The sequence below is a fragment of the Winogradskyella bathintestinalis genome (assembly GCF_030407435.1).
In the GTDB taxonomy this organism is placed as follows: Bacteria; Bacteroidota; Bacteroidia; order Flavobacteriales; family Flavobacteriaceae; genus Winogradskyella; species Winogradskyella bathintestinalis.
This window is the reverse complement of the sequence record NZ_JASDDK010000001.1, coordinates 564,618-580,063: the sequence shown is the minus strand read 5'-3', so window position 1 is coordinate 580,063 and position 15,446 is coordinate 564,618. Positions and strand designations below refer to the sequence as shown.

11 protein-coding genes and 1 tRNA gene are annotated in these 15,446 nt (G+C 33.4%); 6 read left to right on the top strand and 6 right to left on the bottom strand.

Annotated features, from left to right (window positions below; translation table 11 throughout):
• Window positions 1-25 precede the first annotated feature (25 nt).
• Complete coding sequence (locus QMA06_RS02290) at window positions 26-709, top strand: LysE family translocator (protein WP_290205233.1); 684 nt, start codon at window positions 26-28, stop codon at window positions 707-709.
• Between the two features lie 310 nt (window positions 710-1,019).
• On the opposite strand, the gene QMA06_RS02285 is transcribed toward QMA06_RS02290, so the two are convergent.
• The 3 genes from QMA06_RS02285 to QMA06_RS02275 all read right to left on the bottom strand — a co-directional run bounded on the left by QMA06_RS02285 (window position 1,020) and on the right by QMA06_RS02275 (window position 1,761).
• A tRNA-Cys gene (locus tag QMA06_RS02285) sits at window positions 1,020-1,090 on the bottom strand.
• Between the two features lie 50 nt (window positions 1,091-1,140).
• Entirely contained in the window at window positions 1,141-1,503 is a 363-nt protein-coding gene (gene folB, locus QMA06_RS02280) for a dihydroneopterin aldolase (RefSeq protein ID WP_290205232.1), read from the bottom strand.
• 33 nt (window positions 1,504-1,536) lie between these two features.
• Entirely contained in the window at window positions 1,537-1,761 is a 225-nt protein-coding gene (locus tag QMA06_RS02275; RefSeq protein WP_290205231.1) for a zinc ribbon domain-containing protein, read from the bottom strand.
• Between the two features lie 130 nt (window positions 1,762-1,891).
• On the opposite strand from QMA06_RS02275, the gene QMA06_RS02270 reads away from it, so the two are divergent.
• Window positions 1,892-3,886 (top strand): glutamine--tRNA ligase/YqeY domain fusion protein, encoded by a 1,995-nt coding sequence (locus tag QMA06_RS02270; protein ID WP_290205230.1) that lies wholly within the window; start codon window positions 1,892-1,894, stop codon window positions 3,884-3,886.
• A 245-nt stretch (window positions 3,887-4,131) separates the two neighbouring features.
• Here the strand turns inward: QMA06_RS02270 and QMA06_RS02265 are convergent, their stop codons facing one another.
• The 3 genes from QMA06_RS02265 to QMA06_RS02255 all read right to left on the bottom strand — a co-directional run bounded on the left by QMA06_RS02265 (window position 4,132) and on the right by QMA06_RS02255 (window position 7,752).
• Window positions 4,132-4,656 carry a hypothetical protein gene (locus QMA06_RS02265; RefSeq protein ID WP_290205229.1) on the bottom strand — a complete coding sequence of 175 codons (525 nt, stop codon included), beginning with the start codon at window positions 4,654-4,656 and terminating at the stop codon, window positions 4,132-4,134.
• 392 nt (window positions 4,657-5,048) lie between these two features.
• Window positions 5,049-6,563: a glutamate--tRNA ligase gene (gene gltX / locus QMA06_RS02260; RefSeq protein WP_290205228.1), complete on the bottom strand. Its 1,515-nt coding sequence runs from the start codon at window positions 6,561-6,563 to the stop codon at window positions 5,049-5,051.
• Between the two features lie 145 nt (window positions 6,564-6,708).
• Window positions 6,709-7,752, bottom strand: coding sequence for an alkane 1-monooxygenase (locus tag QMA06_RS02255; protein WP_290205227.1), 1,044 nt, complete (start codon window positions 7,750-7,752; stop codon window positions 6,709-6,711).
• Between the two features lie 424 nt (window positions 7,753-8,176).
• Here QMA06_RS02255 and QMA06_RS02250 point away from each other — a divergent pair, with 424 nt between their 5' ends.
• The 4 genes from QMA06_RS02250 (at window position 8,177) to mnmG (ending at window position 15,185) form a co-directional block, all read left to right on the top strand.
• Complete coding sequence (locus QMA06_RS02250) at window positions 8,177-9,112, top strand: hypothetical protein (RefSeq protein WP_290205226.1); 936 nt, start codon at window positions 8,177-8,179, stop codon at window positions 9,110-9,112.
• 10 nt (window positions 9,113-9,122) lie between these two features.
• Window positions 9,123-12,761, top strand: coding sequence for a DUF4175 family protein (locus QMA06_RS02245; protein WP_290205225.1), 3,639 nt, complete (start codon window positions 9,123-9,125; stop codon window positions 12,759-12,761).
• A complete protein-coding gene (gene ybeY / locus QMA06_RS02240; protein WP_290205224.1) occupies window positions 12,754-13,164 on the top strand; it encodes an rRNA maturation RNase YbeY in 411 nt (136 codons plus the stop codon). The genes QMA06_RS02245 and ybeY overlap by 8 nt, the downstream gene beginning before the upstream one ends.
• A gap of 149 nt (window positions 13,165-13,313) precedes the next feature.
• The gene (gene mnmG / locus QMA06_RS02235) at window positions 13,314-15,185 is read left to right on the top strand and encodes a tRNA uridine-5-carboxymethylaminomethyl(34) synthesis enzyme MnmG (protein ID WP_290205223.1); all 1,872 of its coding nucleotides are present in this window, start codon (window positions 13,314-13,316) and stop codon (window positions 15,183-15,185) included.
• Window positions 15,186-15,446 lie beyond the last annotated feature (261 nt).

The window sequence follows — 15,446 nt, the reverse complement described above, 5'->3', positions numbered from 1 at the left end:
CATTTGTGTAAACAGCAGTTTATACATGTTAGACGATATTTTAACAGCTATTCCTTTCGGAATTATTTTAGCCTTCACCATTGGTCCTGTTTTTTTTGTATTATTAGAAACAGGTGCAACCAAAGGATTTACTCGTGCTGTTATTTTTGATTTAGGAGTTATTTTTGCCGATATCGTTTTTATCTTTGTTATTTTTTTAAGTACAGATACACTTTTGGATAAAATAAAGGACGATCCCAAATTATTGGTTTTCGGGGGAGCATTGCTTATTATTTACGGAATTATAAGTTTTATTAAAACGAAAAAATCTTTTAGATCTATTGTTAGAGAACACCATAGAATTGAGCTTCCAAAAAAAGACTTCGGAAAATTATTTATGAAAGGCTTTCTGCTCAATTTTATTAATATTGGTGTATTATTGGGTTGGTTAGGTTTTATAGTGATTGGAACATCGATCACATCTTCAGAGAATGGAGTTTTAATTTTTATAACTACCATGCTGATTTCCTATTTTTTAACGGATTTAGTGAAAATTGCCGCTGCAAAACGATTACGTAGCAAACTTACACCACGACTTATTTTTAAAACCAAGAAAATCGTATCTATTGTGATTTTAATTTTTGGTATTTTTCTATTAGTTCAAGGTCTCTTTCCCAAGGTTTATGAAAAGAGTATTGAGCAGATAGAACGTGTTAATCCTATTGATTAAAACCTAATAAATATAAGATAGAGTAGTATGCAATTATTTCTTTCTCATCTGTTTGACGATTGCTTAAAATTCAAATAATACAAAAAATAAAGGTTTTTGTAGATCTGAGGATAACCTTAAACGTGTGTAAATCCCTGTAGATGGTTATGTTTAAATGCAACAAAAAATAGAACCATAGTTAAAGAATTATATCGCTTCTTGGGTATAGAGCGTTTTGAAGTGCAAAGAAAATTGCTGTAGGAATTGAATTGTAATGAATTCCAATATTTATACAAAAAAAAAACCTCTAAGAGAATCTTAGAGGCTTTTGAGGTGTCGAGCGGATTCGAACCGCTGTAGATGGTGTTGCAGACCACTGCCTAGCCACTCGGCCACGACACCTTAATGCGAGTGCAAATATATAAATTATATAGGTTTTAAGCTAAATAGGATTACTTTTTTCGTCTTTCACTCATTTTTATCGTAACCATCTCAACATCACCACCAATTGGAGGATTAATTTTACTCACCGCAACAGTTGCGTTAGTAATCAACGAAACTTCCCTTAAAACACGGTCTAAAATACGTTTAGCAACCGTTTCAAGAAGTTTAGAAGGCAGAGCCATCTCTTCTCGGACTACTTTATTTAAAAATACATAATCAACTGTATCGGATAATTCATCAGATTTAGATGATATTTTTAAATCAGCTTCAACTTCCAAATCTACCCTATAATCGCTCCCAATGGCTGTTTCCTCTTTTAAACAACCATGATTGGCAAACACTCTTATATTTTCAACTTTAATTATTCCCATATAGCAAAAGTACACTAAACGTTGATATTTTATCTAACTTGTAAATAAATCAAAAATATTACTTAAAGCTCCCGTTTTTGCTTTGTAAAATTCGGTATAACTACATTTTTTACAAGTAACTGAGCTAAATTTCTTATTCTGTACATCGAATATTTTAGACCAAGTACCACCTGTAGCTCTCATTTCACTTATTTCATATGTTGTATTAGCACATTTTGGACAGATATAATTCATTTCAATATAAAATTTTGTATTCATAGTATCAGTATAAAAAAGTTAATAAATGTTACATTTTGCTTAATTTTACCCACTGGAATAATGCTATTGTTTTTTACTGCTTGTCTTGAATTTTTCAAGCAGTTATGATACAATAACTAAACCCTTAAACATGTCAGAAGAAAAAAAATCACTCAATTTTATTGAGCATATAATAGAAGAAGATTTAGCAAATGGTTTACCAAAGGAGCAACTAAGGTTTCGTTTTCCTCCAGAACCAAATGGTTATTTACATATCGGTCATACTAAAGCAATAGGAATCAGTTTTGGGTTGGGTGAAACTTATAACGCCCCTGTTAATTTAAGATTCGATGATACCAATCCGGCTAAAGAAGAGCAAGAATATGTTGATGCTATAAAAAAAGATATTGCTTGGTTAGGGTATTCTTGGGCAAATGAATTCTACTCATCCGATTATTTTCAAAAATTATACGATTGGGCAATACTGATGATAAAGGATGGCAAAGCTTATGTAGATAGCCAAACTTCGAAAGCAATTGCAGAACAAAAGGGGACACCAACGCAAGTGGGTACTAACAGTCCGTTTAGAAATCGTAGTGTGGAAGAGAATTTAGATTTGTTTCAACGTATGAAAGCTGGAGAATTTCCTGCTGGTACCCATATTCTCAGAGCAAAAATCGATATGGAAGATCCAAATATGTTAATGCGAGATCCTATGATGTATCGTATAATGCATACAGAACATCATCGTACAGGTAACGATTGGTGTATTTATCCGATGTATGATTGGACGCATGGAGAAAGTGATTATCTCGAACAGATTTCACATTCTTTGTGTTCTTTAGAATTTAAACCTCACCGAAAGCTGTACGATTGGTTTAAAGATAACGTTTATGAATACAGCGCTGACCTTTTACCATTAGCGCCGAAACAACGGGAATTTGCACGTTTAAATCTCAGTTACACCATAATGAGCAAACGTAAACTTTTGCGTTTGGTAGAAGAAGGTATTGTTTCTGGTTGGGATGATCCTCGTATGCCAACCATTTCTGGTTTGCGTCGACGTGGTTACACACCAAATTCTATTCGTAAATTTATTGAAAAAGTAGGAGTAGCTAAGCGTGAAAACATAATTGATGTTTCGTTATTAGAATTTTGCATTCGCGAAGATTTGAACAAAACGGCTAATCGCGTAATGGCGGTTTTAAACCCGTTGAAGGTGGTTATAACTAATTACCCTGAAGATAAAGAAGAATGGTTAGAAGCGGAGAACAATCAGGAAGACGAATCAGCAGGATATAGAAAAGTACCGTTTTCTAAAGAAATATACATCGAACAAGAAGATTTTAAGGAAGAGGCAAGTGCTAAGTTCTTTAGATTACAAATTGGTGGTGAAGTCCGATTAAAAAATGCTTACATCATTAAAGCAAATGCTGTTGTAAAAGATAATAACGGAAACATAATAGAGGTACATTGTACTTACGATAAAGACACCTCTAAAAAAGTAAAGGGTACACTCCATTGGGTATCTATAAAACATGCGATTACAGCAGAAGTAAGAGAATACGATCGTTTATTTATGCACGAATCTCCAGATAGCGATAAAGATAAAGATTTTATGGAATTTGTAAATCCGAAATCATTAACAGTAAAAACAGGATATTTAGAACCAAGTTTAGCAGATGCAAAAGTAGGGGAGCAGTTTCAATTTCAACGGTTGGGATATTTTAATGTAGATGATGATTCAACGGCAGACAAATTGGTATTTAATAAAACAGTAGGATTAAGAGATAGTTGGACCAAACAAAAACCGAAACCACAGAATAAACCAAAACCACAACAGCAAAAGCGTACTGCGATTAGTGTTATACAACAATTAGGAAAAAAATACACCAATTATTCCGAAGAAAAACAACTCAGAACGAAAGCTGAGATACAAGAATTGGCCAAAGATGTTTCCTATAATGATTTAGAGCCGTTATTTGGCACCGCTGTGAAAAAAGTAGGTACTCGTGTCGCGGTGTTAATTGCGTTAAAGGTATTGCTTGCAAATGGCTTAGAACGAAATGAAGTTATAAATGACTTTATTGAGAAAGCTAAGGAAGATAAACATGAAGTCTTAGTGGCAGAGGCAACAGAAATTTAATCGCTAAAGGCGATATTCACGAAGAATATATTTGTTGCTAATATTGTTTAGAATACAATATAAATTTAGTAGAAGGTTTCTAGCGCTATTCCGAATATTAAATACTCTATAAGATAATCCATAGTATAAAATGCAAAATATTAATGAGTTAGACTTATAATTAAACCTTTTTATAAGTAAAATAGAATATATAAAAAAACCTCGAAAAGTTCATTTTCGAGGTTTTTTTTAAAGTAATTTATAACCTATTTTTTAAGTTCTTCGATTTTCATATCATCCTCAGGAATGTCGAGTTGAGTTTCAAAATTAGGTAGCACTTTAGCAGTCAAAGCTTTGTTTTTAAGTTGTTTTGCTTCAATAAACCACCAGTGTTTATCAATGTCATTAAAGATACCTAAGAGATAACTTTTAGAAGAAATACGTTGGTCGCCCATTTTCATTTGATTATAACCTTCAACCACGCATCTAAATTGTCCTTGTTCTTTAACAATTTCTGAAACCTTGTTAATTTCGGCTTTTTCAAATACGAAACCTTGTGTCTTCATACCTTCAAAAGTCTTATTTATGACTTGTAAAGCGGCATCTTTTCCTCCCATCATTTCCAAAACCGAAGGAAGTGTATACTTCACAACCGTTTCAAAATCCATATTTAAGGTCGCTTTTGAAGTTATTTTTGCATCTCTTAAAGCTTCTGCTTTAGTTTGTGAAAACATAGTTACACTTACTGTTAATACAACTAAGAGCATTATTTTTTTTAATTTATCCATCATTTTTATATAAGATTTATAAGTTCTAATGCAATTATAGCATACATGAGATTTTAAAAGTAAGTTAATTTAACTTATTTATAAATATTGTTTATATCGAACTACTATTATAAATAAAGGTAAGGGTTATAACGAGACGGACTCACATTTGATTTTTAAAAAGTAAAAGATTCCTTTTATAGAAAAATGTTATTAATACATTTTTAGAAGATCATTAATATTTTTATAGTCAATCTATATAGCGACTTGCTTAATAGCAGAATAAGCGCCATTTAGTTGCTAAGAATAACTTACTAAATTTAATCTAAAATAATATTTATAAAGAAATAATAGTAGCAGTATTTTGATATTTAAGACCTTTCAGATTGTCATAACCCAAAAGGTCGTATTAAATATTAAATCTGCTTGATAAACCGATCAATGCGCTGAACCGTTTCAGCCTTACCAATCATAAACATTATATCAAACACATCAGGTCCTTGCAAAGCGCCAACTAAGGCTAATCGTAATGGCATCATAACTTTACCAAAACCGACATCGTTGGTTGTAATCCAATCTTTAATTTTAGCTTGTAAATTTTGCACAGTGAATTCTGAAGTTCTAGTAACAATATTTATAACCTCTTGAAGAATCGCTGGAGTTTCATCTTTTATAGCTTTTTTAGATGCTTTTGCGTCATAAGAAGTCGGAGCGGTAAAAAAGAAATGACTCAATTCCCAAAAATCGTGAATGAACGTAGCTCGTTCTTTAATTAAACCCACAACCAAGGCGATAAAATTAACATCAATGTCTGCCAATTCAGGTCGAATGGCTTTAAACTGTTCTGCCAAATCCAAATCCAATTGCTCTTGCATATAATGATGATTGAACCACTTGGTTTTGTCTGGATCAAAGCGAGCACCAGCTTTATTTACACGTGCCAAATCAAAATCTGAAACTAATTGTTCTAAGCTAAAAATTTCTTGTTCTGTGCCTGGATTCCAACCTAAAAATGCTAAAAAGTTAACTACAGCTTCAGGAAAATAACCGTCTTCTTTATAACCTGCAGAAACGGTTCCATCTGGGGCATTATATTCTAAAGGAAACACAGGAAAGCCCATCTTATCGCCATCGCGTTTACTTAATTTTCCTTTTCCCGTTGGTTTTAATATTAATGGTAAATGCGCAAATTTTGGCGCATCCCAGCTAAAAGCGTCATATAATAATTGGTGTAATGCTAGAGAAGGCAACCATTCTTCGCCACGAATTACATGGGTGATTTCCATTAAATGGTCGTCCACAATATTAGCCAAATGGTAGGTGGGCATTCCATCACTTTTAAACAACACTTTATCATCTAAAACATTGGTATCAATCGTCATATTACCACGAATAATATCAGTTAGATGTAAGGTTTCATCTTGAGGAGATTTAAAGCGAATGACGTAATCATCACCTGCTTCAATTTTAGCTTTTGTTTCTGCTTCAGTTAACACTAAAGAATTAACCAAACGACCTTTTTCTCGGTTGTGCCAGTTATAAATAAAAGTTTTTCCTTCAGCTTCATGACCCTTTCGTTCGGCATCCAATTGTTCAGCCGTATCAAAAGCATAATAGGCTTTACCATTTGCTATTAACTCATCAGCATATTGCTTATATAACGCTTTACGCTCACTTTGTCTATAAGGCCCAAACTTTTCATTTTTAGAAGGCCCTTCGTCAAAAGAAATTCCACACCAATCTAAAGCATTAACAATATAATCTTCAGCACCTTCTACATAACGATTTTGGTCTGTATCTTCGATTCTGAGCACAAAATCGCCACCATGTTTTTTGGCAAATAAATAGTTAAATAAAGCGGTTCTTACACCACCAATATGTAAAGGTCCTGTTGGACTAGGTGCAAAACGCACACGTACTTTTTGACTCATAATAATTATTAAGATTGTCAGGCTGAGCGCAGTCGAAGCCTTAATTTTTAGAATGCAAAGATAGAATTTTGAAGTCCAAAGTTCAAGAGTTTAATGTTCAAAGTTTCTATATTGATGAACTGTAAATCGAGACTGATAATGAGAACTATTCCACAATCATTTCTTGAGGCACACGCTTATTCATTATAGCAAACCAAAGAGGAGGGATCATTGCCAAAACCATAGAAGTCGGGTACCCATAAGGCATTTGAGGACTGTCGTCATGGCAATCTAAAACTTGATATTTTTTGGTTGTTTTATAATGATGATCGCTGTGTCGTGTTAATTCATAGAGTACAATTCTACCTATAACATGATTAGAATTCCAAGAATGTATTTTCTTAACGCGTTCGTAACGGCCCGATTTAGTTTTTAAACGTAGTAAACCGTAATGCTCAATGTAATTAACGGACTCGAGAAGAATAAATCCTACAATTCCTGCAAGGATAGCAAATGCTAAAGCTGAAGTGCCAAACAACCAAAATACGACAGTAATATAGCAGATTTGAAGAAATAAATACCAAAACATGTCATTTTTCAACGAAATGAAGGGTTTTTCATAATTTTTCAATAATTTTTTTTGAATTTTCCAAGCTTTAAAATATTGTCTCAGGGTTGAAGTGAACCAAAAGGAATACACCGTTTGGTTATACCGAGCCGTTGCTGGATCTTCTGGAGTTGCGGCATGCAAATGATGACCAAAATTATGTTCAATATAAAAATGCATGTAAAATGAAGGTAGAAGTAGAGCTTTACCTAAAAATCGCTCGTTCGTTGTTTGTCGGTGACCAAGTTCATGCGCCACATTAATACCGTTAACGCCCAAAACAATTCCTACTGAGAAAATTAATCCAATAAACTCATGTGATTGTAATGCCGTGTTCGATACGGTAAATAACCCATAAATAACCAAACCATAAACAATAGGTAGATTTAAATATAATAACCAATCAAACAATTTTTGTTTCAATTTACTATCAGCTTCATTGGGCTTTAAATTAGCAGTATTTACAGGGAAAATCAATTCTAAAATAGGAATACAAACAAATCCAAAAATAGGTGTTGCCCAAACCCAATAGCCTTTTAGAAACACACCTATAAAACAGACCAAAGGAATTGAAAAAGCGGCTAAGTATTTGAGGTCTTTCATTGTTTTGTCATTTCTACGAAGACAGGCATATAAATTTGAGTTAAGATTATGCTTTCTTTGATCTAATTTAACACTAAAAACCTCTAAATTAACAGAATCTTACCAATTTTACCGAAATTGAAATTAAAATAAAATTGTAGATTAGACAGTTGATACGGTTTAATGGTTAAACGTGAGTTATCTTATCGAAATGAAGTAATTTTAAAATCAGAATTTCGCTTGATTCGAAATTTGAGAAAATTTAGTATTAAATTATAATTATTAATGCATTAAAAAATTGTTTTTGCCAATGCGACGCATACAAGAAAACCGAATTAAAAATATGGTATTAACGCAACTACAAAGCAGAATATGAGTTCATCTAAATATCATATAAATAGACGAATAAAATGAACATAAAGGAATATATATTTTATAACCACCAATGAAAAAATTCTTGTTAATAGTGTCAATTATCACCATTTTTAGCTCATGTAAAAATGACGTTAAAGAAGTTGATGTAGAATCTGAAAGCATCCCAGAAAAAACATCTTTAGAAATAAAGAACGATAACTACGAATTGCACACCCCAACAAATAATATAAGAGCAACATTAATTCTTTTTGGAGGATATCCGGAAAGCGTAGAAGATATAAAACGCGAATTTAAAATATTAGAAACTGCTATAGATCATAACATTTCAGTGCTGCTTATGAACTATAATAAAAAATTGTGGCTAGGAAAAAATGAATTAGAAGGTTTAGCTGAGCAATTTCAAAATATTTTTGAAACACATAAATTACCTACAGATAATTTTTATGTTGGAGGCTTTTCAAGCGGTGGTAATATGGCGCTTTTAATTAGTGATTTTATGACCAAGGAAAATACAAATTTAATTCCTAAAGGGGTTTTTATTGTCGATTCGCCTATTGATTTGGCAGCTTTGTATAATACCGCTCAAAAAAACATAGAGCGTGATTCATTAAATGCTACGATTGCTGAAAGTACATGGTTGCTAGAAACTTTAAGTAAAGAGTTTGGAAACCCGAACATAAATATTTCTAATTATGAAGCGTTTTCAGTCTATACTGCAAAAACAAATAATATTGATAATATAGAACACTTAAAAAACACTAAAATCAGACTTTATACGGAACCAGATTCCCTTTGGTGGAAAGAGAAGACCATGGCTAAATACGATGAAATGAATGCCTATTACATAAAGAGTTTGTACGAATCGTTGAATACGTCTGAATTTTCGAATGTTGAATATATTCCAACAAAAAATAAAGGTTATCGATCGGATGGCGAGCGAAATCCCCACAGTTGGTCTATTATTGATAAAGAGAATTTGATAAATTGGATGTTAAATGAAAAGTAATATTAGCTAAATGACCAATTTCAATACCATAAAACAAAAACTAGAACAGTTCATAAAACGGTACTACACCAATGAACTACTAAAAGGCACCATACTATTCTTCGCTACAGGTTTACTATATGGCATCATGACACTATTCGTAGAATACGTATTTTGGCTTAATCCAACGGCAAGAACCATTCTATTCTGGACGTTCATTGCTGTAGAAGTAGCGCTTTTCGTAAAGTTTATCTCCATTCCATTAGCCTATTTATTCAAACTGCGACAAGGCATCAATTTCGAAACGGCCTCCCAGTTAATTGGTAATCATTTTCCAGAAATCAACGATAAATTATTGAATGTTTTACAGCTCAACCATAACCCAACACAATCGGATTTATTATTGGCAAGCATAGAGCAAAAGTCACAAGAATTACAACCCATTCCGTTTAAATCCGCCATTAATTTCAAATCGAATACTAAATATTTAAAATACGCAGCCATACCGATTGCTATTATATTATTGTCTTTTGTCACAGGAAAAATAAATTGGTTCAGCGACAGTTACAATCGTGTGGTCAATTACAAAACGGCTTACGAACCACCAGCACCTTTTCAATTTTATGTGCTGAATGAATCCCTTCAAGCAGTTGAAAATAAAGACTTTAAATTGAAAGTGTCAACCGTAGGAAATGTCATTCCCGAGAACGCCCAAATCAAATTTAACGGTCAATCCTATTTTTTACAGCAAGTAGCTATGGGTGAATTTCAATACACTTTCAGTTTGCCAAAAGAAGCCGTAGAATTTACATTATCGGCTAATGAAGTCACGTCCAAACCTTATGAATTAACCGTTGTCAACACACCAAGTCTGGTCAATTTTGAAATGGTTTTAGACTATCCGTCGCACACTAAAAAACGAGATGAAGTTCTAAAAAGTACAGGTTCCGCCGTCATTCCAGAAGGTACCAATGTCACTTGGAGAGCAAAGACAAAATCTACTACTGGAGTTCAAATTTATGCTGAAGACACTGTGAGTTTCAAACCGAGTGGAAAGGGTAATTTTAAAGCTTCAAAACGCCTGTATAAAAACTATAATTATAGCATTACAACCAGTAACGATGACTTAAAGGATTACGAGAATTTAGCGTACAACATCAATGTCGTTAAGGACACTCATCCAGAAATGAATATTAAGGTTCAAAAAGACTCAATAGACCAACAAAGTCTTTATTTCTATGGGCAAGCGAGTGATGATTATGGATTGACCAAGCTTCAGATGGTATATTATCCGGCAGAGGATGAATCTAAAAAGATTATGGCACCTATCAACATATCAAAATCTAATTTTAGTGAATTTGTGAGTGCATTTCCTAATCAATTCAATTTGGAAGAAGGCGTCAGTTACCAGCTCTATTTTGAAGTGTTCGATAACGATGCGCTTCATAATTACAAACGCACCAAAAGTTCTATTTTTAACTATAGAAAACTTACAAAAGACGAAGAAGAGCGAAAGCAACTCAATGACCAAAACGAAACCATAAAAGATATTAGTAAAACATACGATAAGCTTCAAGAACAAGATAAAAAACTCGAAGAATTATCGAAAATCCAAAAGGAAAAAGAAAGCCTAAATTTTAATGATAAAAAGAAATTTGAAGACTTCCTAAAACGTCAGAAAAATCAGGAACAGTTGATGAAAAATTTCAACAAAAAACTACAAGATAATTTAGAAGAATTTCAAAAAGACGAGAAAAAAGACGATCAATTCAAAGAAGATTTAAAAGAACGTTTAAAGGAAAATGAAGAGCAATTAAAAAAGGACGAAGCATTATTAAAAGAACTCGAAGAATTAAAAGATAAAATAAACAAGGAAGAATTTACGCAAAAGCTTGAAGAATTAGCCAAACAAAACAAGAATAAAAAGCGAAGCATGAAGCAACTTTTGGAACTCACCAAACGTTTTTATGTGATGAAAAAGGCTGAGAAAATGTCTAGCGATTTAGAAAAGTTATCCAAAGAACAACAAAAACTATCCGAAGAAGACAATGAAAATACCAAAGAAGCTCAAGAAAAATTAAACAAAAATTTTGATGATCTTCAAAAAGAACTGGAAGAATTAGAACGTGAAGACGGACAACTTGAAAAACCAATGAAGATTTCACGGGATGAATTTTTAGAAGACGAAATAAAATTTGATCAAAAAGAAGCCAAAGAGGCTCTAGAAAAGAAAGAAGAATCCGAATCTAAAGACGAGCAAAAAGACGCTCAAGAACTAAAGGAAAAAGCCAAAGAAAAGCAAAAGAAAGCCGCTAAGAAGATGAAGCAAATGAGCGAGATGATGAAGATGAAAGCTGGTGGCGGTGGCGGCGGTGGCGACCAAATGTCTGAAGATATTGACACCTTACGCCAAATATTAGAGAATTTACTACTCTATTCGTTTGATCAAGAAGAGCTTATGGAAACGTTTGAAAGTATTGGCATCAATAACAACAATTACGGAAAGTATATTATTGAGCAGAGCAATTTAAGAGAACACTTTGAGCATATAGATGACAGTTTATTTGCATTATCCTTGAGACAACCTAAAATTTCAGAAAAAGTAAATTCACAGATTACTGAAGTTTTTTTTAACATTGATAAGGCCTTAGATCATCTTTCTGAGAATAGGCTTTACCAAGGTGTCGGAACCCAACAGTATGCAGTGACCTCAACTAATGAATTAGCTAGTTTTTTAAGCGATGTATTGGATAATATGGAAATGACTATGAATCCATCGCTTGGTGAAGGTGAAGGTGATTCACAATTACCCGATATTATTAAGTCCCAAGAAGAGCTTAATAAGGAGATGGAAGATGGTGTAAAAAAAGAAGAAGGTAAACAAGGAGAAGAGGGTAAAGAAGGAGAAGAGAGTAAGGAAGGTGAAGGTGATAAACCTGGAAAGAAGGGACAAGAAGGTAAGGAAGGCGATGGTGAAAAGCCAGGTGAACAGGGCAAAGACGGAAAAGATGGAAAAAGCGGTCAAAGTGGTGAGAACGGTAAAACGGGTAAACAGCAAGGAAAAGGGGGACACGAAGGAAACTCTGGTGAAAATGGTGAACAGAAAGGTAAAGGCAACCAAAATGGTCAAACTAAAGGTGAAAATGGTGAAGGCAACGGTGGAAAAAACGGAAAGGACGATAAAAACGGTGGAGTAGGGTCTGATGGTGAAGGCGAGGGTGAAAAAAACGATGGTTATGGTGAAGGTGGAAGTGAGGAACAGAATGGAAAGCTATTCAAAATTTATCAGCAACAACAGTTGTTGCGTCAGGCTTTAGAAGATAAATTTACTAAAGAAGGAAAGATTGAATCTGCAGGTGAGTTAATTAAGCAAATGGAAGATATTGAACTTGATTTGTTGAATACGGGTTTCACAAATCAAACGCTTCAAAAAATGATGGATGTACAGCATCAATTGTTAAAAATGGAGAATGCAACTTTCATGCAAGGTCAAGATACGAAGCGAAAATCTGAAACTAATAAAGAAGAATTCAACCAAAATAATCAGAGTCAGATTCCTACAGCGAAACAATATTTTAATACTACTGAAATTTTAAATCGACAAGCCTTACCTTTGCAAAATCATTATAAGAAAAAGATTAAAACGTATTTTAAAAACAACGATGATTAGCTTTAACTACGAAACTGATTTTACACTGGATAAACCAGAGGTTATTTCTAACTGGATTTCCAACACCATCTTGGAAGAAAATTGCAAGGAAGGGGAAATAAATTATGTTTTTTGTTCTGATGATTATCTGCATAAGTTAAATGTTGATTTCTTAAATCACGATACATTAACCGACATTATTAGTTTTGATTACTCAGTAGGAAAGGAACTACATGGCGATATTTACATTTCAGTAGATAGGGTCAAGGAAAATGCATCTGATTTCGAGGTTTCATTTGAAGACGAATTAGCACGCGTAATTATTCACGGTATCTTACACTATTGTGGATATAAAGATAAGTCAGAAGCTGACGAAAAAACAATGCGTTCAAAAGAAGATCTCTATTTATCTAAACGAAATTAGCACTTACGTTTTCGTTGTATATTTGCACGCTTTAATTTTCAGTTCAATTAACGAATAGATTTTTATAAGTATTAATAAACGTTATTAATAATTATTCCTTATTACAAAGGAATGTAATTGTTCCACGTGGAACAAAAAGAAATTTCACTATGTTTAACGAAGAATATGATGTTATTGTTGTTGGTGCAGGTCACGCAGGAAGTGAGGCTGCGGCAGCTGCTGCGAATATGGGAAGTAAAACATTATTAATCACCATGAATCTTCAGAATATTGCGCAGATGTCTTGTAATCCGGCTATGGGCGGTATTGCAAAGGGGCAAATTGTCCGCGAGATCGATGCACTTGGTGGTTACAGTGGTATTGTGTCTGATACTTCAGCAATTCAATTTAAAATGCTGAATAAATCTAAAGGACCAGCGATGTGGAGTCCAAGGGTGCAATCAGACAGAATGCGATTTGCAGAAGATTGGAGAATGCTTTTAGAGAACACTGAAAATCTTGATTTCTATCAAGAAATGGTTTCTGGTTTAATAGTTGAGAATCATAAAGTCGTTGGAGTAAAAACCTCACTCGGAATTGAAGTAAAAGCAAAAACGGTGGTGCTTACAAACGGAACCTTTTTAAATGGTTTAATTCATATTGGAGATAAAAATTTCGGTGGAGGTAGAGCAGGAGAAAGAGCTGCAACTGGTATTACCGAGCAACTTGTTAATCTTGGGTTTGAATCTGGAAGAATGAAAACGGGAACGCCGCCTCGAGTAGATGGTCGTTCATTAGATTTTTCGAAAATGATAGAACAGCCAGGTGATGAGAAACCTGAAAAATTTTCATATTTGGATATTACTAAACCTTTGACCGAACAACGTTCTTGTCACATGTCATATACTAGTGAATTGGTACACGATTTATTACGTGAAGGTTTTGACCGTTCACCAATGTTTAATGGTAGAATTAAAAGTGTAGGTCCGAGATATTGTCCGTCAATTGAGGATAAAATAAATCGATTTGCAGATAAAGACAGACATCAATTATTTGTTGAACCTGAAGGTTGGAATACTTGCGAATATTATATCAATGGGTTTTCTACATCATTACCTGAAGATGTTCAATTTAAAGCATTACGCTCGGTTGTAGGATTTGAAAATGTAAAATTCTTTAGGCCAGGTTATGCTATAGAATATGATTATTTTCCGCCTACCCAATTAAAGCATACTTTAGAAACAAAGCTGATAGAGGGATTGTATTTTGCTGGCCAAATTAATGGTACTACTGGTTATGAAGAAGCGGCCTCTCAGGGACTAATGGCTGGTATAAATGCTAGTTTAAAAGTTAAGGAAAAAGAAGCGTTTACTCTACAAAGAGATGAAGCTTATATTGGTGTTTTAATTGATGATTTAATTACAAAGGGAACTGAAGAGCCGTACAGAATGTTTACATCTCGTGCGGAATACCGAACATTATTAAGACAAGATAACGCTGATTTTAGACTTACTCCAAAAGGTTACGCTTTAGGTTTGGCTTCTGAAAAACGTTTAAAAAGAATGGAAGAAAAACAAGCTAAATCTGAAGGTTTTGTTCAGTTTTTTAGAAATACTAGTGTAACACCAGAAGAGGCTAATCCGGTGTTAGAATCTAAAAATTCAGCTGCGGTTAAACAACAGGATAAAATGTTTAAATTGTATGCAAGACCGAATATTACTATAGACGATGTTCGGCAATTTGAAGCGGTTGAAAACTATATTCAATCAAATGATTTAGATACTGAAATTATAGAGCAAACTGAAATTCAAGTAAAATATGCGGGGTATATTGAGAAAGAAAAGAATAATGCAGACAAGTTAAATCGATTAGAAAATCTAAAAATTCCTGCTGATTTTGATTATTCGAAATTGAAATCTATGAGTATAGAAGCACGACAGAAATTAAATAAAATACAACCTGTAACGATATCTCAGGCTTCCAGAATTAGTGGTGTTTCTCCTAATGATATCTCTGTCTTATTAGTTTATTTGGGACGCTAAATATCTGTGGAAGCTGAAATCTCATGAAACTATATATTGTTGTTCCACGTGGAACAGTAGTTTATTTGGTTTTAACAAATACATTTAAGAGCTTTGTTCGGTAGTTTAAAAACAAAATAATATTTAGTTTCTCTAATTCTCAAGTGTACAATTTATAGATTAAAAATTTTACTAACTGAAAATAAAAGGTGCGTTGAAACAAATGGCTGTAATCATAATTACTGAAATATTATTAGAACTATTGTCTCCTTGAGAGGGAAC